Annotated in this window: 23 protein-coding genes and 2 tRNA genes; 20 read left to right on the plus strand and 5 right to left on the minus strand. The window is 69.8% G+C overall.

Translation table 11 applies throughout. The features are described from left to right. Positions 1 to 19 precede the first annotated feature (19 nt). Positions 20 to 388 carry a hypothetical protein gene (locus HDC93_RS31420; protein WP_185014226.1) on the minus strand — a complete coding sequence of 123 codons (369 nt, stop codon included), beginning with the start codon at positions 386 to 388 and terminating at the stop codon, positions 20 to 22. On the opposite strand from HDC93_RS31420, the gene HDC93_RS38885 reads away from it, so the two are divergent. From HDC93_RS38885 to HDC93_RS31430, 3 genes are read left to right on the plus strand one after another with little or no spacing between them, the layout of a single operon-like run. After that, the gene (locus HDC93_RS38885; RefSeq protein ID WP_260419859.1) at positions 387 to 1,067 is read left to right on the plus strand and encodes a hypothetical protein; all 681 of its coding nucleotides are present in this window, start codon (positions 387 to 389) and stop codon (positions 1,065 to 1,067) included. The two genes, HDC93_RS31420 and HDC93_RS38885, sit on opposite strands and share 2 nt — an antisense overlap. Next, positions 1,013 to 1,366 carry an FtsX-like permease family protein gene (locus HDC93_RS38890; RefSeq protein WP_260419860.1) on the plus strand — a complete coding sequence of 118 codons (354 nt, stop codon included), beginning with the start codon at positions 1,013 to 1,015 and terminating at the stop codon, positions 1,364 to 1,366. Before HDC93_RS38885 ends, HDC93_RS38890 begins: the two co-directional genes overlap by 55 nt. 14 nt (positions 1,367 to 1,380) lie before the next feature. Then, entirely contained in the window at positions 1,381 to 1,818 is a 438-nt protein-coding gene (locus HDC93_RS31430) for an HD domain-containing protein (RefSeq protein WP_185014252.1), read from the plus strand. A gap of 15 nt (positions 1,819 to 1,833) precedes the next feature. On the opposite strand, the gene HDC93_RS31435 is transcribed toward HDC93_RS31430, so the two are convergent. Continuing rightward, the gene (locus tag HDC93_RS31435) at positions 1,834 to 2,940 is read right to left on the minus strand and encodes an acyltransferase family protein (protein WP_311774668.1); all 1,107 of its coding nucleotides are present in this window, start codon (positions 2,938 to 2,940) and stop codon (positions 1,834 to 1,836) included. Positions 2,941 to 3,635: 695 nt separating this feature from the next. On the opposite strand from HDC93_RS31435, the gene HDC93_RS31440 reads away from it, so the two are divergent. Together HDC93_RS31440 and HDC93_RS31445 are read left to right on the plus strand one after the other, a co-directional pair. After that, a complete protein-coding gene (locus HDC93_RS31440; protein ID WP_185014228.1) occupies positions 3,636 to 3,830 on the plus strand; it encodes a hypothetical protein in 195 nt (64 codons plus the stop codon). 107 nt (positions 3,831 to 3,937) lie between these two features. After that, the gene (locus tag HDC93_RS31445) at positions 3,938 to 6,319 is read left to right on the plus strand and encodes a protein kinase domain-containing protein (RefSeq protein ID WP_185014229.1); all 2,382 of its coding nucleotides are present in this window, start codon (positions 3,938 to 3,940) and stop codon (positions 6,317 to 6,319) included. Positions 6,320 to 6,352: 33 nt separating this feature from the next. On the opposite strand, the gene HDC93_RS31450 is transcribed toward HDC93_RS31445, so the two are convergent. Together HDC93_RS31450 and HDC93_RS31455 are read right to left on the minus strand one after the other, a co-directional pair. Continuing rightward, positions 6,353 to 6,772, minus strand: a complete 420-nt coding sequence (locus HDC93_RS31450) for an ASCH domain-containing protein (protein ID WP_185014230.1) — start codon at positions 6,770 to 6,772, stop codon at positions 6,353 to 6,355. A 112-nt stretch (positions 6,773 to 6,884) separates the two neighbouring features. Then, positions 6,885 to 6,958 (minus strand) — tRNA-Gly (locus HDC93_RS31455). Between the two features lie 164 nt (positions 6,959 to 7,122). Between HDC93_RS31455 and HDC93_RS31460 the strand changes: the two genes are divergently transcribed. From HDC93_RS31460 to clpX, 5 genes are all read left to right on the plus strand, one after another. Continuing rightward, a tRNA-Pro gene (locus HDC93_RS31460) sits at positions 7,123 to 7,199 on the plus strand. A 194-nt stretch (positions 7,200 to 7,393) separates the two neighbouring features. Then, complete coding sequence (tig, locus tag HDC93_RS31465; protein WP_185014231.1) at positions 7,394 to 8,779, plus strand: trigger factor; 1,386 nt, start codon at positions 7,394 to 7,396, stop codon at positions 8,777 to 8,779. A gap of 333 nt (positions 8,780 to 9,112) precedes the next feature. Next, positions 9,113 to 9,718 carry an ATP-dependent Clp protease proteolytic subunit gene (locus HDC93_RS31470; protein WP_030818448.1) on the plus strand — a complete coding sequence of 202 codons (606 nt, stop codon included), beginning with the start codon at positions 9,113 to 9,115 and terminating at the stop codon, positions 9,716 to 9,718. 111 nt (positions 9,719 to 9,829) lie between these two features. After that, positions 9,830 to 10,537, plus strand: coding sequence for an ATP-dependent Clp protease proteolytic subunit (locus HDC93_RS31475; RefSeq protein WP_311774669.1), 708 nt, complete (start codon positions 9,830 to 9,832; stop codon positions 10,535 to 10,537). Between the two features lie 181 nt (positions 10,538 to 10,718). Then, positions 10,719 to 12,005: an ATP-dependent Clp protease ATP-binding subunit ClpX gene (gene clpX, locus HDC93_RS31480; protein ID WP_185014232.1), complete on the plus strand. Its 1,287-nt coding sequence runs from the start codon at positions 10,719 to 10,721 to the stop codon at positions 12,003 to 12,005. A 60-nt stretch (positions 12,006 to 12,065) separates the two neighbouring features. Here clpX and HDC93_RS31485 read toward each other — a convergent pair whose 3' ends face one another. Continuing rightward, positions 12,066 to 13,067, minus strand: a complete 1,002-nt coding sequence (locus HDC93_RS31485; protein WP_185014233.1) for a hypothetical protein — start codon at positions 13,065 to 13,067, stop codon at positions 12,066 to 12,068. Positions 13,068 to 13,205: 138 nt separating this feature from the next. Between HDC93_RS31485 and HDC93_RS31490 the strand changes: the two genes are divergently transcribed. The 10 genes from HDC93_RS31490 (at position 13,206) to HDC93_RS31535 (ending at position 25,899) form a co-directional block, all read left to right on the plus strand. Continuing rightward, positions 13,206 to 15,863: a valine--tRNA ligase gene (locus tag HDC93_RS31490; RefSeq protein WP_185014234.1), complete on the plus strand. Its 2,658-nt coding sequence runs from the start codon at positions 13,206 to 13,208 to the stop codon at positions 15,861 to 15,863. Positions 15,864 to 16,235: 372 nt separating this feature from the next. After that, positions 16,236 to 17,759, plus strand: coding sequence for a folylpolyglutamate synthase/dihydrofolate synthase family protein (locus tag HDC93_RS31495; protein WP_185014235.1), 1,524 nt, complete (start codon positions 16,236 to 16,238; stop codon positions 17,757 to 17,759). A gap of 5 nt (positions 17,760 to 17,764) precedes the next feature. Beyond that, positions 17,765 to 18,121, plus strand: coding sequence for a DUF4233 domain-containing protein (locus tag HDC93_RS31500; RefSeq protein WP_185014236.1), 357 nt, complete (start codon positions 17,765 to 17,767; stop codon positions 18,119 to 18,121). Positions 18,122 to 18,186: 65 nt separating this feature from the next. Beyond that, positions 18,187 to 18,600: a nucleoside-diphosphate kinase gene (ndk, locus tag HDC93_RS31505; protein WP_030836243.1), complete on the plus strand. Its 414-nt coding sequence runs from the start codon at positions 18,187 to 18,189 to the stop codon at positions 18,598 to 18,600. A gap of 275 nt (positions 18,601 to 18,875) precedes the next feature. Beyond that, on the plus strand, positions 18,876 to 19,895 hold the full coding sequence (locus HDC93_RS31510; RefSeq protein ID WP_004001297.1) for a rod shape-determining protein: 1,020 nt from the start codon (positions 18,876 to 18,878) through the stop codon (positions 19,893 to 19,895). A gap of 144 nt (positions 19,896 to 20,039) precedes the next feature. Continuing rightward, complete coding sequence (gene mreC / locus HDC93_RS31515) at positions 20,040 to 20,987, plus strand: rod shape-determining protein MreC (protein WP_185014237.1); 948 nt, start codon at positions 20,040 to 20,042, stop codon at positions 20,985 to 20,987. Positions 20,988 to 21,000: 13 nt separating this feature from the next. Then, positions 21,001 to 21,675 carry a rod shape-determining protein MreD gene (mreD, locus tag HDC93_RS31520; protein ID WP_185014238.1) on the plus strand — a complete coding sequence of 225 codons (675 nt, stop codon included), beginning with the start codon at positions 21,001 to 21,003 and terminating at the stop codon, positions 21,673 to 21,675. Positions 21,676 to 21,823: 148 nt separating this feature from the next. After that, positions 21,824 to 24,070, plus strand: coding sequence for a penicillin-binding protein 2 (gene mrdA, locus HDC93_RS31525; RefSeq protein ID WP_185014239.1), 2,247 nt, complete (start codon positions 21,824 to 21,826; stop codon positions 24,068 to 24,070). Then, positions 24,067 to 25,269, plus strand: coding sequence for a rod shape-determining protein RodA (gene rodA, locus HDC93_RS31530; protein WP_185014240.1), 1,203 nt, complete (start codon positions 24,067 to 24,069; stop codon positions 25,267 to 25,269). Before mrdA ends, rodA begins: the two co-directional genes overlap by 4 nt. A 21-nt stretch (positions 25,270 to 25,290) precedes the next feature. After that, on the plus strand, positions 25,291 to 25,899 hold the full coding sequence (locus HDC93_RS31535; RefSeq protein ID WP_185014241.1) for a hypothetical protein: 609 nt from the start codon (positions 25,291 to 25,293) through the stop codon (positions 25,897 to 25,899). The last annotated feature ends 5 nt before the right edge of the window (positions 25,900 to 25,904 follow it).

The following is a 25,904-nucleotide window of genomic DNA, read 5'->3' on the forward strand; positions in this document are numbered from 1 at the left end:
CATGGCCGCGCACCGCAGTTCACGCATCAAGCCGGGCCAGGCGCTGAGCGAGGCGTCCGTGGAGCGGCTGCGCCCGGGCTGGATCCACACACCGCTCGGCGTGGCCGCGGCGGCCGGCGGTTTCGTGTGCGCGGGCGTGGCCGCCTCGGCGACGGGCCAGGACGCGGCGAACGCCGCCCTCGGTGTGGTCATGCCGTTCATGCCGGCCGTCGCTCTGCTGGGCCCGCTGATCGCCCGCGCCTGCGCGTCCCTGCTCGGGCTCCCCCTGCGCGTCCCTGCTCGGGCTCCCCCTGCGCGGCGCGGGCGCACCCGCCGCTCTGGCCGCGGCCAACTCCCGTACCAACGACCGGCGTCTGGCCTCCGCGATCACCCCGATCGTGTTCGTCATGGTGTTCTCCTCCGTGCTGGTCTTCCTGCACACCAGCGAGGACCGGGTCACCGCGGAGCAGCAGCGGGCGGGCATCGTCGCCGACCACGTCGTCACAACCGACGAGGGCGCCCTGCCCCCGGACGCGGTACGACGGGCCGGGCGCACCCCCGAAGTCACCGCGGCCGTGGGCCTGCTGAGGACATCGGTCCTCGTCCAGGCCTCGGGCGCCCTGATCCCGGTCTCCGCCCAGGGCGTCACGGGTTCGGCCCGCGACCTGGCCGCTGTGCAGGACCTGGACGTCGAGAAGGGCCGACTGCCGCTGAAGCCGGGCGAGATCGCCCTCGACGCGTCCGTCGCCCGGAACGCGAACGTCGGGGTCGGCGACCGCATCCGCCCGCACCTGCCCGACGGCACCAGGGCCACCCCGCTGGTGGCGGCGACGTACGGACGCGGCATGGGCCTGTTCCCAGGTCACCTTCCACCGCACCGACCTGGCCCGTCAGTTCGCCCTTCGACACCGAGCTGTGGGGCAAGGGCGGCACGGCGAAGGCCCTCGCCCCGCTCGGCCGGGTCCTGGACCGCGCCGACCACACCACCGCCCAGTCCCTCGACCGTGAGCTCAACGCCTGGGCGAACACGGTCATGGCGGCCGTCCTCGGCGGCTTCGCGGCGGTCGCCGCCGTCAACACCCTGGTGATGACGGTCCTGGACCGCCGCGGCGAACTCGGCACGCTCCGTCTGCTCGGCTCCACCCGCCGCCAGGTCCTGCGCATGGTCCGCTGGGAAGCCCTGCTGGTCGCCGTCGCGGGCATCGCGCTCGGCACGGCGATCGCCCTGGCCACCCTCGTCCCGATGATGAGGGGCCTGACGGGCCAGGGGCCGTACATCCCGCCGCTCGTCTACGGCTCGCTCGCCGCCGCGACCCTCGTCGTCGGCACGGCCGCGGCCACCCTGCCGGCCCGGGCGGCGCTGCGCGGGGAGACACTGGAGCGGTGAGCGAGACATCCCGGATGACCCTGGCCCAGGTCGAGGCCACCGCCCGCGCCGCACACACCGGCCAGACCGACAAGGCGGGACGGCCCTACGCCGAACACCTGCGGGCCGTGGCGGAGGGCGTACGGGCGCGGGGCGGCGACGAGGAGCAGATCGCGGCGGCCTGGCTGCACGACGCGGTCGAGGACGACGCCCTCTCCGCGGAGTGGCTGCGCGGGGCCGGCTTCAGCAGCCGCACGAAGGACATCGTGCTCGCGGTCACCAAACGGGCGGGGGAGCCGCCGGAGGCGTACGCGGCGCGGATCCTCGCCACGCCCGGGGCGCTGCTGGTGAAGGAGTCGGACCTGGCGCACAACGCGGACCCGGCCCGGCTCGCGGTCCTCGACGAGGCGACCCGGAAACGACTGACCGAGAAGTACGCACGGATGCGCGCACTTCTCGGTCTCGTCGGATGAATCCCGCTCGGAGGGTCAGGCGTTGACCTTCTCGCGCTCGCGGCGCTCGGCGCTCTGGCGTTCGCGGGCCAGCTCGGCCGCGTCCCGCTTGAAGGCCCAGGCCATCTTCGGCTCCATCGCGAACCGGAAGACGCGCTGCACCGGCTTGGTGCACAGCACCGTCACGACGGCGGCCGCGAGGGCGGTCACGAGGATCTCACCGGCCGGGTGGTGCAGCCAGGACGCCTCGAACCAGCCCCGGTAGTCGCCGGCCTTCACCAGGAAGCCGTGCAGCAGGTAGCCGTAGAGCGTGCCGGCGCCGAGGGCGGTGAACCACATGTGGCGGCGCGGCACCCAGGCGAAGAAGCAGGCGGTCAGCACCAGGGAGCAGCCGAACAGGGCGAGCACCATGACCGGGCCGGTCCACCACGGGGCGCCCAGTTCCTGCGCGGCGTCCCGGTGGTAGAACCACGCGGTGTTCATGCGCGGCACCGCCCACCAGCTGAAGGCCAGGGCGGCGGCGAACACGGGCACGGAGGCGATCCGTACCGCACGCGTGCGCACCATGTGGAAGTGCTCGGGCTTCATGACCAGGCCGAGGACGAAGAACGGCAGGAACTGCAGGACGCGCTGCAGGTCCAGGTCGTCGCCGATCTCCGGGGTGACGGTCGCCAGCATGGCCAGGCCCAGCGCGAGCGGCAGCGGCCAGCGCACCAGGTTCCAGATGGGGGTGGTCAGCCGCCAGACGAACAGCGCGACCAGGAACCAGGTCAGGTACCAGGGGTCGAGGAGGCTGATCTCCTGGTGCGGGTCGTTGTCGATGACCCGCTTGAACAGGGGATAGGCCGTCTCGAAGATGATGTACGGCACGGCGACACCGGTGATCAGGCGCTTCAGCCGGTCGGGCCGCATGTCGAAACTGCGCGAGAAGTAGCCGGAGATGATGATGAACGCCGGCATGTGGAACGCGTAGACGACCTGGTACGCCGCCTCGAGTATCCGGCTGTCGCCCTTGAGCGGCTCCCAGGCGTGGCCCATGGCCACGAGCACGATCGCGAGGTACTTCGCGTTGTCGAAGAACGCGTCGCGCTGCTTGCCGTTCTGCTTCTTCTGCGTGCTCTGCGGCGAGCGGGGGCTCGGCACTCCGTCCGCCGGCGACTGTGCCGGGGGAAGTGGCGCCCTGCGGTCGCCGTTCGGTCGCAGCGAGTTCGTCACAGACCCTCCCACCAGGAGCTCGGGGAGACGATCCGGGACCTCGCTGCGCGTGCGGGGGACGAGGCAGCGTGGAACATCTGAGGCACCCTAGCGTTCCCAACAGCTATTCGTAAAACGCCGGAATGATTCCTGGCTATTCGCTGCGGCTACCCCGGATTACGGGTAGTTGACGGCCTTGTCGGCGTGACGGCCAACACATCGCCCGATGGCGGATTGTGTGCATCCACTGGATCTTGCTTGTCGTGATACTTCCGGACTAAGTGACGCATAAGACCAGCAGGCGACTCCAGCGGAATGTCCGCTTCGACACTCTTCGGCCCCCGGTTCGCACGGCTGTTGCCGGACGTGTGGCAGCAATTCGAAATAGCTGCGAACGCGTTGTGTGGAGACGGAAACGATCCGGGCGAATTCCCTGTGCGGGTGGCCCGTCGAATTGCCGTGCGACTCCCCGCCGTTGGGTGCCCGCGCGGGGGCGGCGCACACGCGCGGCGGCGACACGCGTGTGGTCGATGCGTCACCGGCCGCATAGCCCGGGCGTGTTGGTGGCACGATGGTTCTGGCGGGGGTGCGCGGGGTCGCGTCCCCGGGCCGGGAGAGCGGACCGACCGAGGGTGTGATCAGTTGTGGCCATTTCACTGTCTGTGGTGCTGCTGTTGGCGATCATCCTTGTGGTGTTGCTGAGAGGGGGCTCCCTGAAGGCAGGTCCCGCGATCGTGGCGGTCCTCTTCGGCTTCTTCCTCGCCTCGACCGGCATGGCCGACGACATTCAGCGGTTCCTCAACTCGATAGCGGACACCATCAACTCCATCAGCTTCTGACCGGGGTGGGAGCGCCTCCGCCGAGCCCCGCGCTGCGGGCCCGGCGCAGGGGCGGGTTACGCTCGCCCCGACCACAGGACGGTGCGTGACGGGGGGAACGTACGGGGATGGCGCTGCGCGATTCTGACCCGGCGGAGGTGGGCGGCTACCGCATCGAGGACCGTCTCGGCTCCGGCGGCATGGGTGTGGTCTACCTGGCCCACTCGGCCTCGGGCCGGCGCCTCGCGATCAAGGTCGTGCACAGCCAGTACGCCGACGACGACGAGTTCCGCACCCGCTTCCGCCGCGAGGTGGCCGCCGCCCGCCAGGTCAGCGGCGCCTTCACGGCCCCCGTCGTGGACGCCGACGCCGACGCCACCCATCCGTGGATGGCCACCCTCTACATACCGGGCGCGGACCTCGGCACCCACGTCCGCGAGCACGGCCCGCTCCCGCTGCCCCGACTGCGCGGCCTCGCCGCCGGCCTCGCCGAGGCCCTGCGCGACATCCATCGCGCCGGAGTCGTCCACCGCGACCTGAAGCCGGCCAACGTGATGCTCGCCGAGGACGGCCCCCGAGTCATCGACTTCGGCATCTCCCGCGCCGCCGAGTTCGCCGCCTCCGACGTCCTCACCCAGACCGGCCGCGTCATGGGCACCCCGCCCTTCATGTCCCCGGAGCAGTTCGCCTCCCCCCAGGACGTCGGCCCGGCCGCCGACATGTTCTCCCTCGGCTCGGTCCTCACCTACGCCGCCACCTGCCGCGGCCCCTTCGACAGCCCGAGCCCGTACGAGACGGCCCTGCGGGTCGTCGAGGGCGAGCCCGACCTCACCGGCGTCCCGGACGAACTGCTGCCCTTGGTGCGGCTCTGCCTGGAGAAGCACCAGAAGTCCCGCCCCGCCGCGGACGAACTGTTCGCGCTGCTCCGCGAGGGCGGCACCCCCGGCTCGCGCCCCGCGCCCGGCGCCGCGCACCCCGTGCGCCCGTGGCCCGGCGCACGGCCGACCGAGCCGGCCGTCACCGCATGGCCCGACGCGGCCCGCACCGAGCGCAGCGAAACGTCCCACCGGCTGCCCGATGAGGCGGACGCCGGGCGGGACGAGGAGCGGCGCCCCCGCCCCGGCAGAACCCCGACGGAACAGTCCCGGCCGCCAGGTGACCCGGCCGGGAAGCCACCCGCGGCCGGGCGCACCCGCGGCCGCCGCAGACCCGCACTGCTGATGGCCTGCGCCGCCGCGGCCGTCGCCCTCGCCGCGATCGTCACCACCACCGTCGCCCTGATCCGCGACAACGACCGCCACGCCCCGGCCGACGGCCCTGCCTCACCCACCGCCAGGGCGGCCGGCCTCCCCGAGGGCTGGAAACCGTGGGTCGCCACGGCGATGGGCCCCGGGGAGAGCGAGAGCGGCCTGGGCGGCGCCGACACGTCCTTCAAGAACTGCTCCGTCGTCGACGCCTCCCTCGTGTGCGCCGGATCCGACCTCATGGCGACCCGCTTCGGTCTCGCCGACGGCCGCAACACCTGGAGCCGGCCCGTCGACTCCACCCCCGACGGCGCCTCCGGCGACGAGGGCGCGATCATCGGCACCGGCGACGGACGCGTCTACGGCTACGGGGCCGAGGACGCCGAAGGCACGAGCGGCGTGGGATCCAGCTACACGGTCTACGCCCTGGCCGCCGGAAGCGGCAAGGAACTCTGGCGGACCCCGACCGGCAGCGGCGAGATGGCGGTCGTCCCCGACGGTGCCGAGGGCGCCGCCACGTTCGTGCCCGAGGGCGTCGTCACCTTCTACGGTTCACAGGGCGACCAGTACGCCCTGCTCGACGCGGAGACCGGCGAGGTCCGCTGGCGGCAGCCGAAGCCGGGCGACCGGGGTGACTGCGTGCTGGACTCGGCGTCCGACCGCGCCTACCTGATCTGCACGGCCGAGCCGGCGGACGGGAAAAGCTCCGAGACCAGCGTCTCCGAGATCGACCCGGCCACCGGGAAGAGCCGCTGGACCGTCGAGGCCGAGGGATCCCTGCAGATGCTCGGCCGGCAGGGGGCACACCTGGTCTTCGCGGACGGCCTGTCCATGACCCGTGGCCTCACCCTGATCGACGCCGCCTCGCACAAGCTCACCGTGCGGCGGCTGACGGAGCCCCGGCCCGAGGCATCGAGGGCGTACCTGGTCCGCGGCACCGTCTACTTCACACGCACCAGCGGCGGCGTCCGCGCCGTCTCGCCGCGCACCGGGCGCACGCTGTGGGACTCCAACACCACCCTGGAACGGCAGGGCCCGCCGACCGCCTCCGCCACCCATGTGTACCTCGCGTCGCCCAGCGGCCGTCTCGCCGCCCTGAACGCGCGCACCGGCAAGGTCGAGGACACCTTGGACGGCCGCGACGACGGCGGCCGGGTCGACAGCCTGCTCGTCACCTCCGGGGCGCAACTCCTCCTCGTCGGCAACGCCCTGTACATCCCGTACGGCGTCCGCTCCGTCTACACCGTCGACGTACGCGACCTCTGAGAGCGGGGGACGGCGCGCGACCGTGCGGGTCGGTCAATGACCGGCGGGGCGGAGATCGGCGACGAGGCGGAAGCGCTCCAGAACCGCCGGGGTCGTGTCGTCCACGGTGAAACCGGCGTCCTCCAGGACCTCCCGCATGTCCTCGCTGTGCCAGAACCGCTCGTGGTCCTCTCGCCACTCGGCCACGCTGGTGTGCCCCTCGCCCTCGTCCACCACGTGCGCGAGATCGACCTGGGCCGGCGGGACGACGCGGACGCCGGTCACTTCGATGACCGCGACCGGCCGCCCGTCCGAGTCGACGACCACGGAACGGTCCCCGACCTCCGGCAGCGGATCGCCCTCGTGCCCGTAGTCGACGACGAGTCCCGTCGTAGAGGTCTTCGAACCGCCGAGAGTCGCAGCGACGAGCCGGTCGCGCAGTGGGCCGGGGAAGGCGAACTCGGTCCGGGGCATCGACGCGATGTCCGCGGGCGTGAAGGGGTGATCATGCCGACGACCGTAACGACCCCGGAAACGCGTCAGGGCCGGGTCGGAGAGTTCTCCTCCGACCCGGCCCTGACGCGTATGGAGCGGGCGACGGGAATCGAACCCGCGTAGCTAGTTTGGAAGACTAGGGCTCTACCATTGAGCTACGCCCGCACAGCACGCGCCGCAGGTCGGGTGACCGCGGCACTGAAGGCATCGTAGCGGGTCGGCCCCCTCCGTCGCACACCGCATTCCCGCCGGAGCGGACGCGGCGCGGACCCTGTGGAAATGCGGCGGCCACACCGCCGGCCGGCATGTACCCTACGTCTCGCACCAGACGGGGTGTGGCGCAGCTTGGTAGCGCGTCCGCTTTGGGAGCGGAAGGCCGTGGGTTCAAATCCCGCCACCCCGACCAGCCACCCGATCACCTCGCGTGATCGCCCATCCGATCACCTCGGGTGATCGCCTTTTGGGCGGTGTAGGCGCTGCCGTTACTATGCAAGCTGCACGCCCGTGTGTCTCAGCGTCTGAAGTCTCCGGGCGGCGAAATCCGCCGGGCCGTTCTGGCCCCGGCAGAAACCAAGAAGTCAGCCACAAGGAGACCGAACCGTGAAGAGCGCCGTGGAGACCCTGAACCCGACCCGGGTTCGGCTGACTGTCGAGGTGCCCTTCGAGGAGCTCAAGGACAGCCTCGACGCGGCGTACAAGAAGATCAACCAGCAGGTCACGGTGAAGGGCTTCCGCAAGGGCAAGATCCCTGCCCGTGTCATCGACCAGCGGTTCGGCCGCGGTGCGGTGCTGGAGGAGGCGGTCAACGACGCGCTTCCGAAGTTCTACACCGACGCGGTCAACGAGGCCGAGCTCAGCGTGCTGGGCCAGCCCGAGGTCGACATCACGGAGCTGAAGGACGGCGAGACGCTGAACTTCACCGCCGAGGTCGACATCCGCCCCTCCATCGAGATCCCGGACTTCTCCGGCATCGAGGTCGAGGTCGACGCGGTCGAGGTCACCGACGAGGACGTCGACAAGGCCGTCGAGGAGCTGCGCGAGCGCTTCGCCTCCACCGCCCCGGTCGAGCGTGCCGCCGAGGACGGCGACGTCGTCACGATCGACCTGCAGGCCAAGGTCGACGGCGAGGTCCTGGAGGACGGGGTCGCCGACGGCGTCTCCTACACCATCGGCTCCGGCGAGCTGCTGGACGGCATCGACGACGCCGTGAAGGGCGTGGAGGCCGGTGGCGAGGCCACCTTCACCTCCGAGCTCAAGGGCGGCTCCGCCGCCGGCAGGGAGGCCGAGGTCACCGTCAAGGTCACCCAGGTCGCCAAGCGTGAACTGCCCGAGCTGGACGACGAGTTCGCGCAGCTCGCCTCCGAGTTCGACACCATCGGGGAGCTCCGCGCGGACAGCCGCAAGCGCCTCGAGAACATGAAGCAGTACGACCAGGCCACGCAGGCCCAGGAGCGCGTCCTGGAGAAGCTGCTCGAGCTGGTCGAGGTCCCGGTCCCCGAGAAGCTGCTCGAGGACGAGATCAACACCCGCAAGCACAACCTCGAGCACCACCAGCTCGGCCAGATGGGTCTCGACCTCGCGAAGTACCTGGAGATCCAGGGCAAGAGCGAGGAGGAGTTCGACGCCGAGACCAAGGAAGCCGCGGTCAAGGGCATCAAGACCCAGTTCGTGCTCGACGAGCTCGTCAAGCAGGAGAAGCTGAACGTCAACCAGGAGGAGCTCACCGAGCACCTCATGCGCCGTGCGGCCTCCTCCGGCATGTCCCCCGACCAGTTCGCCCAGGCCGTCGTCGAGGGCGGCCAGGTTCCGCTCCTGGTCGGCGAGGTCGCCCGCGGCAAGGCCCTGGCCGTCGTGGTCGAGAAGGCCACGGTCAAGGACACCAACGGCGAGATCATCGACCTCGACGACGAAGAGGACGAGGACACCACCGAGGCCTCCGCCGAGGAGACCCCGGCCGAGCCCGCCGAGGAGAAGACCGAGGGCTGAGCCCCGGCGGAGGTAAGTCCGTGCAGAAGGCCCCGGGGCACGCCCCGGGGCCTTCTTGTTACCGGCGGGGCAACCCACCTCAGGGGCGCGGGGAACTGCGCGAGCGACCACGACGCGCCCGCAGCCGCCGATGAACGGAACCACCCCGCCGAAGCCGCGCAGCGCTACGCCCCCGGCGAACACTCCCATCTCCGGGATTCCCCGAAGGGACCCGCGCGTTAGGGTCCATGAATACGAGGGCAGTGGAGTCCCCGAACGGCTCCTAGCCCCTAGGGAAACGTGAGACGGCCCGGCGCCGTCGTAAGACGAGCAGGTGGATACGTGACGAATCTGATGCCCTCAGCCGCCGGCGAGCCTTCCATCGGTGGTGGCCTCGGCGACCAGGTCTACAACCGGCTGCTCAACGAGCGGATCATCTTCCTCGGCCAGCCGGTCGACGACGACATCGCGAACAAGATCACCGCGCAGCTGCTGCTCCTTGCCGCCGACCCGGACAAGGACATCTACCTGTACATCAACAGCCCCGGCGGTTCCATCACGGCCGGCATGGCGATCTACGACACCATGCAGTTCATCAAGAACGACGTGGTCACCATCGCCATGGGCCTCGCTGCCTCGATGGGCCAGTTCCTGCTCAGCGCCGGCACCCCCGGCAAGCGCTTCGCGCTGCCGAACGCCGAGATCCTGATCCACCAGCCCTCCGCCGGCCTCGCCGGTTCGGCCTCGGACATCAAGATCCACGCCGAGCGGCTGCTGCACACCAAGAAGCGCATGGCCGAGCTGACCTCGCAGCACACCGGCCAGTCGGTCGAGCAGATCACCCGCGACTCGGACCGCGACCGCTGGTTCGACGCCTTCGAGGCCAAGGAGTACGGCCTCATCGACGACGTCATTCCCACGGCCGCCGGCATGCCGGGCGGCGGCGGCACCGGGGCCTGAGCGGTCCCCACGGGGCCTGTGGCGCCCCGTGAGGCCCGCGGAGCCCTTCCCCGGGCCCCAGCGACCCCAGACAGCCCCAGCCGACCGCCTCAGCCCTTTTCAGGAGACACCGTGAACCAGTTCCCCGGCAGTGGGATCTACGACCGTATGCACGCCATGCAGGACATGAGCGCCTCGCAGGGCCGCTACACCGGCCCGCAGGCCGAGTCCCGCTACATCATTCCGCGCTTCGTCGAGCGCACCTCCCAGGGCATCCGCGAGTACGACCCGTACGCGAAGCTCTTCGAGGAGCGCGTGATCTTCCTCGGCGTCCAGATCGACGACGCCTCCGCCAACGACGTCATGGCGCAGCTGCTGTGCCTGGAGTCGATGGACCCCGACCGTGACATCTCGGTCTACATCAACAGCCCCGGTGGCTCCTTCACGGCGCTCACCGCGATCTACGACACGATGCAGTATGTGAAGCCGGACATCCAGACGGTCTGCATGGGCCAGGCCGCCTCCGCCGCCGCCGTCCTGCTGGCCGCCGGCACGGCGGGCAAGCGCATGGCCCTGCCGAACGCGCGCGTGCTGATCCACCAGCCGTACAGCGAGACCGGCCGCGGTCAGGTGTCCGACCTGGAGATCGCCGCGAACGAGATCCTCCGGATGCGCTCGCAGCTGGAGGAGATGCTGGCCAAGCACTCCACCACGCCGGTCGAGAAGATCCGCGAGGACATCGAGCGCGACAAGATCCTCACGGCCGAGGACGCGCTGAACTACGGTCTGATCGATCAGGTCATCAGCACCCGGAAGATGGACAACTCGAGCCTGCGTTGACGCGAGAGGCAGTGACGTCTGCCGCCCCTTGGCACGGTTTGAGTCGGTTCACGTCAAAGCGAACCGTGCCAAGGGGGGCCCGAACGAGGGGCCCGGCAAGGTACCGTCGGACATAAGGCAGCACCAGGAGTCCGCTGGACGTCGACGTCCAGGAGTCTCCCAGGCGAAGGGGAAGCACACCGTGGCACGCATCGGTGACGGCGGCGATCTGCTCAAGTGCTCGTTCTGCGGCAAGAGCCAGAAGCAGGTCAAGAAGCTCATCGCAGGGCCCGGTGTGTACATCTGCGACGAGTGCATCGACCTCTGCAACGAGATCATCGAGGAAGAGCTCGCGGAGACCAGCGAGGTCCGCTGGGAGGAACTCCCGAAGCCCCGTGAGATCTACGAGTTCCTCGAGGGCTACGTGGTCGGCCAGGAGGCCGCCAAGAAGGCCCTCTCCGTAGCGGTGTACAACCACTACAAGCGAGTGCAGGCCGGCGAGAACGGCGGGGCGAACGGCCGGGACGACGGCATCGAGTTGGCGAAGTCCAACATCCTGCTCCTCGGCCCCACGGGCTCCGGCAAGACCCTCCTCGCGCAGACCCTCGCGCGCATGCTGAACGTCCCCTTCGCGATCGCCGACGCCACGGCCCTCACGGAGGCCGGTTACGTCGGCGAGGACGTCGAGAACATCCTGCTCAAGCTGATCCAGGCGGCCGACTACGACGTCAAGAAGGCCGAGACCGGGATCATCTACATCGACGAGATCGACAAGGTCGCGAGGAAGAGTGAAAACCCCTCGATCACGCGCGACGTCTCGGGCGAGGGTGTCCAGCAGGCCCTGCTGAAGATCCTGGAGGGCACCACGGCCTCGGTCCCGCCGCAGGGCGGCCGTAAGCACCCCCACCAGGAGTTCATCCAGATCGACACGACGAACGTGCTGTTCATCGTGGGCGGTGCCTTCGCCGGTCTCGAGAAGATCATCGAGTCCCGGGCGGGCGCCAAGGGCATCGGCTTCGGCGCGCAGATCCGCTCCAAGCGCGAGATGGAGTCCAAGGACCAGTTCCAGGAGGTCATGCCGGAGGACCTGGTCAAGTTCGGCATGATCCCCGAGTTCATCGGCCGCCTCCCGGTCATCACCTCGGTCCACAACCTCGACCGCGAGGCCCTGCTCCAGATCCTCGTCGAGCCGCGCAACGCACTCGTCAAGCAGTACCAGCGCCTCTTCGAACTCGACGGCGTGGAGCTGGACTTCGAGCGCGAGGCCCTTGAGGCGATCGCCGACCAGGCCATCCTCCGCCAGACCGGCGCGCGAGGCCTGCGCGCCATCATGGAGGAAGTCCTCCAGGGCGTGATGTACGAGGTCCCGTCCCGCAAGGACGTGGCCCGGGTCGTCATCACGGCGGACGTCGTCCAGTCGAACGTCAATCCGACCCTGATTCCGCGGGATGCGCGGGGGCGGGGGCCGGGGGAGCAGAAGACAGCCTGATCACACACCGCACGCGAAGGCGCCCGGCACTGCTGCCGGGCGCCTTTGTCGTGACCGTCGTCAGGCCGCGACGCGGATCTCCTTGCGGACCTTGGTCGTGAGGTCGATCGCCACGTCCTTGGTGACGCCCTGCGCCACCTCACCCGGCGACACGATGGCGATGGTGCTGTAGTCGGCCCACACGCAGAACCAGTTGATCTTCTCCTTCTTGGACAGCCGGTCCTGGCCCTTGACCGACTGGCACTTCATGACCGCGCCGTCGAGGCCGGCCGCCTCGGGCTCGCCCACCGGTTCGGGCTTGCCCGACCCGGTGGCGGACTCCTTCTTCGCCGACTTCTTGAAGTTGGCGAAGAAGAGGTCCAGCGTCGCCTCCGGGTCGGCGATCTCGCCGTAGGCACCGGCCACCGAAAGGGTCTTGGCCGCGGCCAGCTGCGCCGCCGACGCCGGGTCGTCCGGGTCGTAGTCGCTCATGTCCAGCGTGTTGTAGAGGCCCGCCGCAGACTTGGCGTCCTTGACGCCGCTCTTCTCCAGTTCCGAGGTCGAGTCGCTGCCGGCCGTCGTTCCGTCCTTCGTGGTGCGCTTGTACTCACTGAGTACCGTCGCCGGCATCGTCAGCTTGTGCGGCCCGTCGTCCTCCAGGGCGCCCGCGCCGCCGCCTCCGCCGATCACGAAGTACGCGCCGACGCCGATCGCCGCCACGACCGCGACCGCGCCGATGATCAGGCCGGTCTTCTTCTTGCCGCCGCCCGGCGTGGGCGGCTGGGGCACCGCGTAGGGGGCCTGGCCGTAGGGCGGCTGCTGGCCGTACGGGGGCTGCTGGCCGTAGGGCGGCTGCTGCTGGGGCGGGACGCCCTGCGGGGGCTGCTGCGGGTGGCCGTAGCCGGGCTGGGGCGGAGGGGCCTGCTGGGGGTGGCCGTAGCCGGGCTGGGGCGGAGGGGCCTGCTGGGGGTGGCCGTAGCCGGGCTGGGGCGCCTGCGGCGGCTGGCCGTACGGGCCCGGCTGGCCGTACGGACCGGGCTGCTGGGGCTGCCCGCCGTACGGGCCCGGCTGGTTGTAACTCATGTTCTGGGTTCCCCTCCAGATGCTTAGGTGTTCCGGACATCCTGGCGCAGACCCGCCGTGTGCATGGCATCGGGGCCCCCACCGTTACGAACGAAACGCGTTTCGGGACCGGTCGGTGACACCTCTAAACTGACCCCCGTGACCGAGAACGCTCAGCAGCAGCCACCAGCGCCCAGCACCGACCTGCCGACCCAGTACGCGCCGGCCGACGTAGAGGGGCCGCTGTACGAGCGCTGGGTAGAGCGGGGTTACTTCGAGGCGGACGAGAAGAGCGACAAGCCGCCCTACACCATCGTCATCCCGCCGCCGAACGTCACGGGCTCGCTCCACCTGGGGCACGCATTCGAGCACACGCTCATCGACGCCCTGACCCGCCGCAAGCGCATGCAGGGCTACGAGACGCTGTGGCAGCCCGGCATGGACCACGCCGGCATCGCCACGCAGAACGTCGTCGAGCGGGAGCTCGCCAAGGAGGGCAAGTCCCGCCACGACCTGGGCCGTGAGACGTTCGTCGAGCGTGTCTGGCAGTGGAAGGGCGAGTCCGGCGGGCAGATCAGCGGCCAGATGCGCCGGTTGGGCGACGGTGTCGCCTGGTCCCGCGAGCGCTTCACGATGGACGAGGGCCTGTCCCAGGCCGTCCAGACCATCTTCAAGCGGCTCTACGACGACGAGCTCATCTACCGCGCCGAGCGCATCATCAACTGGTGTCCCCGCTGTCTGACGGCCATCTCGGACATCGAGGTCGAGTACCAGGACGACGACGGCGAGCTCGTCTCCATGAAGTACGGCGACGGGGACGACACCATCGTCGTCGCCACCACCCGTGCCGAGACGATGCTCGGTGACACGGCCGTCGCGGTCCACCCCGGGGACGAGCGGTACAAGCACCTGATCGGCACGCTGGTCAAGCTGCCGCTGACCGACCGCTCCATCCCGGTCGTCGCGGACGAGCACGTCGATCCCGAGTTCGGCACCGGTGCCGTCAAGGTGACCCCGGCGCACGACCCGAACGACTTCGAGATCGGCCAGCGCCACGACCTCCCGGCCCTGACGATCATGGACGAGCACGCGGTCATCACCGCCCACGGCCCCTTCCAGGGCCTGGACCGGCTGGAGGCCCGCTCGGCGATCGTCGCCGCGCTGCGCGCCGAGGGCCGGATCGTCGCCGAGAAGCGGCCGTACGTCCACTCCGTCGGCCACTGCTCGCGCTGCAAGACCACCATCGAACCGCGACTGTCCATGCAGTGGTGGGTCAAGGTCGGCCCGCTCGCGAAGGCCGCCGGTGACGCCGTCCGCGACGGCAAGGTCAAGATCCATCCGCAGGAGATGGAGAAGCGCTACTTCGACTGGGTCGACAACCTCCACGACTGGTGCATCTCGCGGCAGTTGTGGTGGGGCCACCGCATCCCGGTCTGGTACGGCCCGAACGGCGAGGTCGTCTGCGTCGGCCCCGACGAGGAGGCGCCCGGGACCGAGGCCGAGGGCTGGCGTCAGGACACCGACGTCCTCGACACCTGGTTCTCCTCCGGCCTGTGGCCGTTCTCCACGCTCGGCTGGCCCGAACAGACCGAGTCGCTCGCGAAGTTCTACCCGAACTCGGTCCTCGTCACCGGCTACGACATCCTCTTCTTCTGGGTCGCCCGGATGATGATGTTCGGCCTGTACGCGATGGACGGCACCCCTCCGTTCCACACCATCGCCCTGCACGGCATGGTCCGCGACCAGTTCGGCAAGAAGATGTCGAAGTCCTTCGGCAACGCGGTCAACCCGCTGGACTGGATGGACAAGTACGGCAGCGACGCCCTGCGCTTCACCCTCGCCCGCGGCGCCAATCCGGGCGTCGACGTCCCGATCGGCGAGGACTGGGTCCAGGGCTCCCGCAACTTCGCCAACAAGATCTGGAACGCGACGCGCTTCGCGATGATGAACGGCGCGACGATCGAGGGTCCGCTGCCGGACGTCTCGACGATGTCGGCGACCGACCGCTGGATCCTGTCCCGGCTCAACTCGGTCGTCGCCGAGGTCGACGCGTTCTACGAGGACTACCAGTTCGCGAAGCTCTCCGACGCCCTGTTCCACTTCGCGTGGGACGAGGTCTTCGACTGGTACGTCGAGCTGTCCAAGACGACGTTCCAGGCGGGCGGCGAGGCGGCGGAGGTCTCCAAGCGGGTCCTCGGCGAGGTCCTCGACGTCACGCTGAAGCTGCTGCACCCGGTGGTCCCCTTCGTCACCGAGACCCTGTGGACCACGCTCACCGGCGGCGAGTCGGTCGTCATCGCCGACTGGCCCACGGCGGTGTCTGTTCCTGGTGCTGACGCACCGGGTGGCTTCCGGGACGCCGACGCCGAGCGCGAGATCGAGTCCCTCCAGTCGGTCATCACCGAGGTCCGCCGCTTCCGCGCCGACCAGGGCCTCCAGCCCGGCCAGCGGGTCCCGGCCCGGCTGACCCTGGACGGCACGCGGTTCGCGCCCCACGAGGCCGCCATCCGCCAGCTGCTCCGCCTCCAGCCGGAGGGCGACGCCTTCACGGCCACGGCGACCCTCCCGGTCGCCGGCGCCGAGGTCGCCCTCGACCTGTCCGGCACCATCGACGTGGCGGCGGAGCGCAAGCGCCTGGCGAAGGACCTCGCCGCGGCGGAGAAGGAGAGGTCCCAGGCCAACGGCAAGCTCGGCAACGAGGCGTTCCTGGCGAAGGCCCCCGACCACGTCGTCGACAAGATCCGCACCCGCCTCGCCAAGGCGGAGGAGGACATCGCCCGCATCCAGGCCCAGCTGGAGAGGCTGCCGCAGGGCTAAGGGGTCCTTTCACTATGCCCGTCCGGGTCGCGCGGCCTGGCACCGCACCTCGCCGCGTTGCCGAAAAGCCCTAGTAGCTCCGCTACGAGAGCTTCCCGGCGCCTTGCGACGCACGGCACCAGACCACGCGCCCTGATCGGACGCTCACAGTGAAAGGACCCCTAAGGGTTCACACGGTGTGTGAGGCCCCGGAGCCGTCGGGACGCTGACCAACAGCGTCCGGCGGGCCCGGGGCCTCACCTGTACCTCAGGGGCACGTCCCTGCTGTTCAGGGGCGCGGGGGACTGCGCGAGCGACCCCCACGGACCCGCAGCCGCACAGGGACACAAGCCACCGCAAACAATGTCAGTCGGTCTCCGTAGACTGGGCCCCGTGAGCGAGCTCCCTCCAGACCACAACGCCGACGGCCAGCCCGACCCCCTCGACCCCTTCGACGAGATCATCGCGGAGGAAACCGACCGCGACCCCGACCTCGCGGTCATCGAAGCCGGCAGCCGGACCCTGCGCACCCAGGGCGGCCCCCCGGACGCCGACGTCCCCACGCGCCCCGCCGACCCCGAGGTCGACAAGGCCCTGCGCGAGGTCGAGACCGAGCTCGCCACCCGGTGGGGCGAGACCAAGCTGGAGCCCTCCGTCAGCCGTATCGCCGCGCTGATGGACGTGCTGGGTGAGCCGCAGCGGTCGTACCCGTCGATCCACATCACGGGGACGAACGGCAAGACCTCCACCGCCCGCATGATCGAGGCCCTGCTCGGCGCCTTCGAGCTGCGCACCGGCCGCTACACCTCGCCCCACGTGCAGTCGATCACCGAGCGCATCAGCCTCGACGGCGCCCCCATCGCGCCCGAGCGGTTCATCGAGACGTACCAGGACATCAAGCCGTACGTGGAGATGGTCGACGCCTCCCAGGAGTACCGGCTGTCCTTCTTCGAGGTGCTCACGGGCATGGCGTACGCGGCGTTCGCCGACGCCCCCGCCGACGTGGCCGTGGTCGAGGTCGGCATGGGCGGTTCCTGGGACGCGACGAACGTGATCGACGGGGACGTCGCCGTCGTCACGCCCATAGACCTCGACCACACCGACCGGCTCGGCGAAACGCACGCCGAGATCGCCACGGAGAAGGCCGGCATCATCAAGCAGGGTGCGACGGTCATCATGGCGCAGCAGCCGGTCGACGCCGCGCAGGTGCTGCTGAAGAAGGCCGTCGAGGTGGACGCGACCGTGGCCCGGGAAGGGCTGGAGTTCGGTGTCGTCGAGCGGCAGGTGGCCGTCGGCGGCCAGCTCGTGACGCTGCGCGGACTGGGCGGCGAGTACCCCGAGGTGTATCTGCCGCTGCACGGCGCGCACCAGGCGCACAACGCGGCCGTCGCGCTCGCCGCCGTCGAGGCGTTCTTCGGCGTCGGCGCACAGCGCGCCGACGCGCTGGACCTGGACACGGTCCGCAAGGCCTTCGCGGCCGTCGCCTCGCCGGGCCGGCTGGAGGTCGTGCGCCGGTCGCCGACGGTCGTGCTGGACGCCGCCCACAACCCGGCCGGTGCCCGGGCCGCGGCCGAGGCGATCGGGGAGGCGTTCCAGTTCAGCCGCCTCATCGGCGTGGTCGGCGCGAGCGGCGACAAGAACGTCCGGGGGCTGCTGGAGGCCTTCGAGCCGGTGTTCGCCGAGGTCGTGGTCACGCAGAACTCCAGCCACCGCGCGATGGACGCCGACGAGCTCGCCGGTATCGCCGTCGAGGTGTTCGGCGAGGAGCGCGTCCAGGTCGAGCCGCGGCTGCCCGACGCCCTGGAGGCGGCCATCACGCTGGCCGAGGAGGAGGGCGAGTTCTCCGGCGGCGGTGTGCTCGTCACCGGTTCCGTCATCACCGTCGGCGAGGCCCGACTGCTCCTGGGGAGGGGCTGAGTCCCGTGCGCACGCTCTGTTCTTCGACCCTGATCGGCGAGTTCTTCGTCATCGGGTTCGCCGGTCTGGTCGCCATGAAGGACCCCGACCTGTCCATGACGACCGTGTGGACGGTCAGCGGCATCGCGATGTTCCTGTGTCTGGTGCTGTGCGGCGTGGTGACGCGCCCGGGCGGGGTGGCCCTCGGCTGGGCGCTGCAGATCGCGCTCATCGCGTCGGGGTTCATCGTGCCGACCATGTACTTCCTGGGGGCGATCTTCGCGGCCCTGTGGTGGGCGTCGGTGCACTACGGCCGGAAGGTGGACGAGGCGAAGGCGAGATTCGCCGACCGGGCGAGTTCCTCCACACCTGACGCTGCGTGACAGTCGCCCCGACACGCCGGGTAATCTCGTCCCACCGCTAAACCTGTACCCACAAGGAGCCCGTAGTGAGCCAGCGCACCCTCGTCCTCCTCAAGCCCGACGCCGTCCGTCGAGGCCTGACCGGCGAGATCATCAGCCGCATCGAGCGCAAGGCGGGCTGGACGATCACCGCGCTGGAGCTGCGCACCCTGGACCAGGACACGCTGGAGCAGCACTACGGCGAGCACAAGGGCAAGCCCTTCTACGAGCCGCTGGTGGACTTCATGGCCTCCGGTCCGGTCGTGGCGCTGATCGTCGAGGGTGAGCGGGTCATCGAGGGCGTGCGCGCGCTCGCCGGCCCGACCGACCCGATCGCCGCGGCGCCGGGCTCCATCCGCGGCGACTACGGCGTCATCGTCCGGGAGAACCTGATCCACGCCTCCGACTCCGAGGAGTCCGCCGAGCGCGAGGTGAAGATTTTCTTCCCCGGCCGGGCGTAGCGTCCGCACCTCACCAGCACATACGGCAGGTCCGGGGGCCGTAGCCCTCGGACTTTGCGGCATATGCGTGGCGATCGAGGGAACGATGGTCCCCGAACGCCCGTCTCCAGAAGCGAATGCGGACGGCATCTGCTGACAATGGCGGAGACCCTCCCGCAGTGTTCGCGAAGGCGCGTCTACGATGGAAGCCTTCACGTCACAGCACCCACCTTTGCCTACCTGAAAAGCCCTCAAAAGCTAGTGGGAAGGCCAGACGAATCCTGATGGGGAACTCAATGTCGTTCATCGGCCGTGACATGGCTGTCGACCTCGGGACCGCCAACACGCTGGTGTACGTCAGGGGTCGCGGGATCGTACTCAACGAGCCGTCCGTCGTCGCGATCAACACCAACACCGGTGGCATCCTCGCGGTCGGTGCCGAAGCGAAGAAGATGATCGGGCGGACCCCCGGCAACATCGTTGCCGTGCGGCCGCTGAAGGACGGCGTGATCGCCGACTTCGAGATCACCGAGCGGATGCTCCGCTACTTCATCCTGAAGATCCACAAGCGGCGTTATCTGGCTCGTCCGCGGGTCGTCGTCTGTGTGCCCTCGGGCATCACGGGCGTCGAGCGCCGCGCCGTCATCGAGGCGTCGTCCCAGGCCGGCGCCCGTCAGGTGCACATCATCGAGGAGCCCATGGCCGCGGCCATCGGCTCCGGCCTGCCGGTCCACGAGGCCACGGGCAACATGGTGGTCGACATCGGCGGCGGCACCACGGAGGTCGCGGTCATCTCCCTCGGCGGCATCGTCACCGCCCAGTCCATCCGGGTCGCGGGCGACGAACTGGACAACGCGATCATCCAGCACATCAAGAAGGAGTACTCCCTCCTGCTGGGTGAGCGCACGGCCGAGCAGATCAAGATCACGATCGGTTCGGCGTACGACCTCGACTCCGACGAGCACACCGAAATCCGCGGCCGGGACCTGGTCTCCGGGCTGCCGAAGACCGTGGTCATCTCCGCGGCCGAAGTCCGCAAGGCGATCGAGGAGCCGGTCAACGCGATCGTCGACGCCGTCAAGACGACCCTCGACAAGTGCCCGCCGGAGCTGTCCGGCGACATCATGGACCGAGGAATCGTTCTGACCGGCGGCGGAGCGCTGCTGCGCGGTCTCGACGAGCGGCTGCGCCGGGAGACCGGCATGCCGATCCACATCGCCGAGGACCCGCTGGACAGCGTGGCGCTCGGATCCGGAAAGTGCGTCGAGGAGTTCGAGGCGCTCCAGCAGGTGCTGGACGCCCAGCCGCGCAGATGACATAACTCTTCGATTCCGCCGTACGGGACGATCTCCTCTTGTACGGCGGATCGTTGATGTAGAGGCATAAGCTCCCACAAAGCAGCCCCTCGGGTTTCCCTGGGGCTTCCCGAATTCCTATGAGGAAGGGCACGGCCGCCGCACGTGAGGGACACACGAGAGAGCCGGCTGCTCCTGGTGCTGCTGATCGCCGTCGCGTTCGCGTTGATCACGGTGGACATCCGCGGCGGGGAGGACTCGCCCGTCGACGGTGCCCGACAGGGCGCGGCGACGGTCTTCGGCCCGATCGAGAGCGGCGTCTCGGCCGCGGTCGACCCGGTCGGCAACGCGGTCTCCGCCATCCGCGACTCCGGTCAACGGCACGACCGGCTCGCCGCGCTGGAGAAGGAGAACGCGGCCCTGAAGGCGCGACTCGGCAGCGACGACCGCAGCCGCAGCCGCCTCAAGCAGCTCGACAAGATGCTGAAGATCGCCGGCCGGGGCCAGTACGGCATCAAGGGCGCCCAGGTCATCGCCATCGGAGCGGCGCAGGGCTTCTCCTGGACCATCACCGTCGACGTCGGCGCCAACGACGGCATCAAACGGGACATGACCGTCCTGAACGGGGACGGCCTCGTCGGCCGCGTCACCACCGTCGGCCCCAACACCGCCACCGTGCTGCTGGCCAGCGACCCCGACTTCACGGTGGGCACCCGCATGGAGTCCGGCGACGAGCTCGGCTTCGCCTCCGGGCAGGGCGACCGCCCGCTGCGCGTCGAACTCCTCAACGGCAAGGCAGAGGTGAAGAAGGGCGACCGCCTGGTCACCTTCGGCTCGCAGGCCGACCGGCCGTTCGTGCCCGGCGTGCCCGTCGGTGTGGTCTCCCGCGTCGACCCCTCCGGCGGCGGCCTGACCCGCACGCTCTACGTCACGCCGTACGTCGGCTTCACCAAGCTCGACATCGTCGGCGTCGTCGTCGAGGCCCCGAAGAAGGACCCGCGTGACACGGTCCTCCCGCCCAAGCCCAAGCCGACCCCCCGGCCAACGGTGACGGTGACTGTGACGCCGTCGGCCGAGGCACCCGTGGACGGCCAGAACCAGCAAGAGCAGTAGGAGCTGTCACCCCATGCGCGTCAACCGGATCCTGCTCTCCTCCGCCCTGGTCGTCGTCGCCCTGGTGACCCAGGTGAGCGTCCTCGCCCGCCTCCATCTGCCGGGCGCCGTGCCCGACCTGCTGTTGCTCACCGTGCTCGGCCTCGCGCTGGTGTACGGGCATGTGGGCGGTGCCCTCGTCGGGTTCGGCGCGGGCCTGCTCGCCGACCTGGCCCCGCCGGCCGACCACGCCGCCGGGCGCTACGCCCTCGTGCTGTGTGTCATCGGCTACCTCGCGGGCCTGGCGAAACCCGAGACGGGCCGGCTCAAGTCCGCGACCGGCCCCATGGTCGTGGTGGTCGCCGCCGCGGTCGGCTCCACGCTGCTGTACGCCGGGGTCGGCGCCCTCGTCGGTGACACCGCCGCCCGCCACGTGGGCCTCGGCAGCCTGCTGTTCACGGCCGCCCTGTACGACCTGCTGCTCGCCCCGTTCGTGGTGCCGGGGATCATGGCCCTGGCCCGACGCGCCGAGAACGATCCGCTCGCCGAGTCGACCTCGGCCGCCGCGAAGGCCACGGACATCTCCTCGGGCTGGCTCTCCGGCGGCACCGGCCTCAAGATCGGCAGCCAGCGCAACGGCCTGCGGGTGAAGGCGGCCCGGGCACGCATGGCACGCGCCGGGCGCATCAAGGGGGTCAAGCGGCTGTGACCGCAGGGAAGTTCACCCGAACGGGTCGGTCCAGTAGGAACGCCGACGCATGGGCCCGTCGTTCATCACTCGTATCCGCACATCCGTGCCCGGACGCACGACCGCACCCGCACACCCGTACGCGCACCGAGAGGGGGAGGCAGCCGCAGTGACCAACATTCCCGAGACCGGCAGGAACTCACGGGTCCAGATCCGGCTCGTCGTCATCCAGGTCCTCGTCCTCTCCCTCCTGCTCACCCTCGGCGGACGCCTGTGGTATCTCCAGATCCGTGAGGGCGCCGCCTACGCCAAGGAGGCCTCGGGCAACCACGTCCAGCAGGTCGTCCAGCCGGCCGTCCGCGGCTCGATCCTGGACGCGCGGGGCGTGGCGATCGCGGACAACGAGACGCGGCTGGTGGTCTCCGCCTCCCGCACCGACCTGCTGAAGATGAAGGACGACGGCAAGGAAGTCCTCACCAAGCTCGCCGGGGTCCTGGGCATGACGCCCGAGGACGTCCAGATGAAGGTCCGGCTGTGCGACGCCAAGACGCCGCAGCCCTGCTGGAACGGCTCGCCGTACCAGCCCATCCCCATCACCGACGAGGCCACCGCCAAGCAGGCCCTGCAGATCCGCGAGCGCGCCGAGGACTTTCCCGGCATCACCGCCGAGCCGGAGGCAGTGCGCCGCTACCCGAGCCCGGGCAAGGCCAACACCGCCCAGGTCCTCGGCTACCTCTCCCCGGTCACCGACGAGGAAATCAAGAAGGCGCAGAACACCAACTCGCCGTATCTGCGCTCCGACCAGGTCGGCCGCTCGGGCCTGGAGCGCCAGTACGACAAGGCGCTGCGCGGCAAGGCAGGCGTGACCCGCTACGAGGTCGACAACCTCGGCCGGGTCATCGGCCAGGCCGAGGCCGACCCGGCCCACCCCGGCGACAACCTCGTCACCAGCATCGACTCCCGGGTCCAGCGCATCGCCGAATACCAGCTGAACGAGGCGATGAAGGAAGCCCGCAAGCAGCACGACCGCAACACCGGCACCACCTACAAGGCCGACTCCGGCGCCGTGGTGGTGATGGAGGCCAAGACGGGCCGCGTCATCGCCATGGCCTCGAACCCCACCTACGACCCGAACGCCTGGGTGGGCGGCATCTCCGCCAAGGACTACACACGCCTCACCGGCAAGAGCTCGAACTACCCGCTGCTGAACCGCGCCATCCAGGGTCAGTCGGCCCCCGGCTCCATCTTCAAGGTCATCCCGACGGCCGCCGCGGTCAACGCCGGGTACTCCTTCAACGGCCCCTACAACTGCTCCAGCTCGTACTCGATCGGCGGCCAGGTCTTCAAGAACTTCGAGTCCCAGAGCCACGGCCCCATCAGCCTCGGCCGTGCCCTGGAGGTGTCCTGCGACACCGTCTTCTACGCCCTCTCCCACGAGGAGTGGAAGCGCGACGGCGGCACCAAGCCGAAGAAGAACGCCAACGACTGGTTCTACAAGACCGCCCACCAGTTCGGCCTCGGCAAGGAGACCGGCATCGACCTCCCCAACGAGGTCACCGGCCGCGTCCCCGACCGCCAGTGGAAGCTGAACTACTGGAAGGCCAACAAGGACGCCTGGTGCCGCACCGGCAAGCGCAACGGCAGCTACGCCGAGAAGATCGCCTACGAGAACTGCCTCGAAGGCAACCGCATGCGCGCCGGTGACTCCGTCAACTACTCCATCGGCCAGGGCGACACGCTCGTCACCCCCATCCAGATGGCCACCATCTACTCGGCCATCTCCAATGGCGGCACCCTCTACAAACCCTCCGTGGGCAAGGCCGTCATCAGCGCCGACGGCAAGACGGTCACGCCGATCAAGCCCGAGTCGCACGGCAAGCTGCCGATGACGCAGAAGACGCGCGACGAGATAGACGAAGCCCTCGCGGGAGTCGCCACCCGCGGTACGGCCGCCTGGAGGTTCGGCGGCTGGCCGCAGGACAAGATCCCGATGCACGCCAAGACGGGTACGGCGGAGGTCTACGGCAAGCAGACGACCTCCTGGTTCGCCACGTACACCAAGGACTACTCGATCGTCATGACGATCTCCCAGGGTGGTACGGGTTCCGGCGCCTCGGGTCCCGCCGTCCGCAACATCTACAACGCGCTGTACGGCGTCTCCGAGGACGGGGCCATCGACGGGAAGAAGGCGCTGCTGCCCACCCCGCAGAAGGCCCTGCCGAAGGTCAAGACGGACGGCACCATCGCCTCCCCGAAGGTCCCGAAGGACCCGGCCAAGGACCAGAAGGCCGACAAGAAGGACCCGAACGCCCCGGCGGACCCGCTCCAGCCGGTCACGTCGGCCCCGCCGTCACCCGAGAACCGTGACACCCGAAGGCGGCGGCGCCGCCGGGGAAGCCGGAGGTGCCCAGCATGACCGGCGGAGTGAACAGCTTCCAGGTCTCCGGCTACGGGCCCGAGCGCTCCGGCTGGACCCGACTGCTGGCCCGTGACTCGGTGGCGCGGCGGCTCGACTGGCCCATCCTGCTGTCGGCGGTGGCCCTGTCGCTGCTCGGCACGCTCCTGGTCTACTCGGCGACCCGCAACCGCACGGAGCTCAACCAGGGCGACCAGTACTTCTTCCTCGTCCGGCACCTGCTGAACACCGGCATCGGCATCGTCCTGATGGCCGGCACGATCTGGCTCGGCCACCGCGCCCTGCGCACGGCCGTCCCGGTCCTGTACGGCTTCTCGCTGCTGCTGATCCTGCTGGTGCTCACCCCGCTCGGCTCCACGATCAACGGCGCCCACTCCTGGATCAAGCTGCCCGGCGGCTTCTCGCTCCAGCCCTCGGAGTTCGTCAAGGTCACGATCATCCTGGGCATGGCGATGCTGCTGGCGGCCCGGGTCGACGCGGGCGACAAGCAGTACCCCGACCACCGCACGGTCGTGCAGGCACTCGGCCTGGCCACCGTGCCGATGCTGATCGTCATGCTGATGCCCGACCTCGGGTCGGTCATGGTGATGGTCATCATCGTGCTCGGCGTGCTGCTGGCCTCCGGGGCGTCCAACCGGTGGGTGTTCGGCCTGCTCGGCGCGGGCACCCTGGGCGCGGTCACCGTCTGGCAGATCGGGATCCTCGACGAATACCAGATCAACCGCTTCGCCGCCTTCGCCAACCCCGAGCTCGACCCGGCCGGCGTCGGCTACAACACCAACCAGGCCCGCATCGCCATCGGTTCGGGCGGCCTGACCGGCTCCGGCCTCTTCCACGGCTCGCAGACCACCGGCCAGTTCGTGCCCGAGCAGCAGACGGACTTCGTCTTCACCGTGGCGGGGGAGGAGCTGGGCTTCCTCGGTGGCGGCCTGATCATCGTGCTCCTCGGCATCGTCCTGTGGCGGGCCTGCCGCATCGCCCGGGAGACCACGGACCTGTACGGCACGATCGTGGCCGCGGGCATCGTCGCCTGGTTCGCCTTCCAGACGTTCGAGAACGTCGGCATGACACTCGGCATCATGCCCGTCACGGGCCTGCCGCTGCCGTTCGTGTCCTATGGAGGATCGTCGATGTTCGCCGTGTGGATAGCGGTGGGGTTGTTGCAGTCGATCCGGGTGCAGCGGCCGATGTCGGCCTAGCAGCCCGAACGGGGGAGCGGAATGTCCGGGGAGCGCGTCGCCCTGTGCCCGGTGACCGAGGAGCTGGTGAGCCACCTCCTCGCACTGGCGGAGCTGGACCTGACCGACGACGACGCCGTCGAGGCGCGGATGCGGGAGGCCGGCTGGCCCGACGGGTCGCAGGCGGTGCGAGGACCGGCGTACCAGGACGCACCCGATGTCCCGGACGCCACCCACATCACCCCGCAGGGACACTTCGTCACCTGTGACGGCGATGGCTCGCTCCACCTGCCGTTCGCCTACCTCTACGCCGTCGACGGCGGTCTGCTCGACGAGGACTGCTGGGGTCCGTTGCCCGGCTGGACCAGCGAGGAGGGCGCCTGGCGGCCGGAGTTCGACGCCCACTGCGCCGCCGTGGTGCGGCAGTTCACCGAGCGGCTGGGCCTGCCGGACCACGACATCCGGCAGCCCAGGTACAAGACCCGGTACGTCAGCTGGCGCCTGGAGCACAATGTGCTGATCGTCGGACAGGGCCCGGAGCCGCTGTCGTATCACCAGTTCGAGGACGCACACGTGTACCTCGTTTCCCGGACGGTGAAGGACACGCCGTTCCCCGATGGCGAGGAGATGCGGGCCCTGCTGACGAGCTGAACGCG

Source organism: Streptomyces sp. AK010 (assembly GCF_014207295.1).
In the GTDB taxonomy this organism is placed as follows: domain Bacteria; phylum Actinomycetota; class Actinomycetes; order Streptomycetales; family Streptomycetaceae; genus Streptomyces; species Streptomyces massasporeus.

Coding starts and splice junctions, on each gene's coding strand:
- mreD (WP_185014238.1), top strand. CDS start 21,001: ATGCGCGTCAACCGGATCCTGCTCTCCTCCGCCCTGGTCGTCGTCGCC.
- HDC93_RS31470 (WP_030818448.1), top strand. CDS start 9,113: ATGCCCTCAGCCGCCGGCGAGCCTTCCATCGGTGGTGGCCTCGGCGAC.
- HDC93_RS31535 (WP_185014241.1), top strand. CDS start 25,291: ATGTCCGGGGAGCGCGTCGCCCTGTGCCCGGTGACCGAGGAGCTGGTG.
- HDC93_RS31430 (WP_185014252.1), top strand. CDS start 1,381: ATGACCCTGGCCCAGGTCGAGGCCACCGCCCGCGCCGCACACACCGGC.
- HDC93_RS31450 (WP_185014230.1), bottom strand. CDS start 6,772: ATGCCCCGGACCGAGTTCGCCTTCCCCGGCCCACTGCGCGACCGGCTC.
- HDC93_RS38885 (WP_260419859.1), top strand. CDS start 387: ATGGTGTTCTCCTCCGTGCTGGTCTTCCTGCACACCAGCGAGGACCGG.
- rodA (WP_185014240.1), top strand. CDS start 24,067: ATGACCGGCGGAGTGAACAGCTTCCAGGTCTCCGGCTACGGGCCCGAG.
- HDC93_RS31445 (WP_185014229.1), top strand. CDS start 3,938: ATGGCGCTGCGCGATTCTGACCCGGCGGAGGTGGGCGGCTACCGCATC.
- HDC93_RS31510 (WP_004001297.1), top strand. CDS start 18,876: ATGTCGTTCATCGGCCGTGACATGGCTGTCGACCTCGGGACCGCCAAC.
- HDC93_RS31485 (WP_185014233.1), bottom strand. CDS start 13,067: ATGAGTTACAACCAGCCGGGCCCGTACGGCGGGCAGCCCCAGCAGCCC.
- HDC93_RS31420 (WP_185014226.1), bottom strand. CDS start 388: ATGACGAACACGATCGGGGTGATCGCGGAGGCCAGACGCCGGTCGTTG.
- HDC93_RS38890 (WP_260419860.1), top strand. CDS start 1,013: ATGGCGGCCGTCCTCGGCGGCTTCGCGGCGGTCGCCGCCGTCAACACC.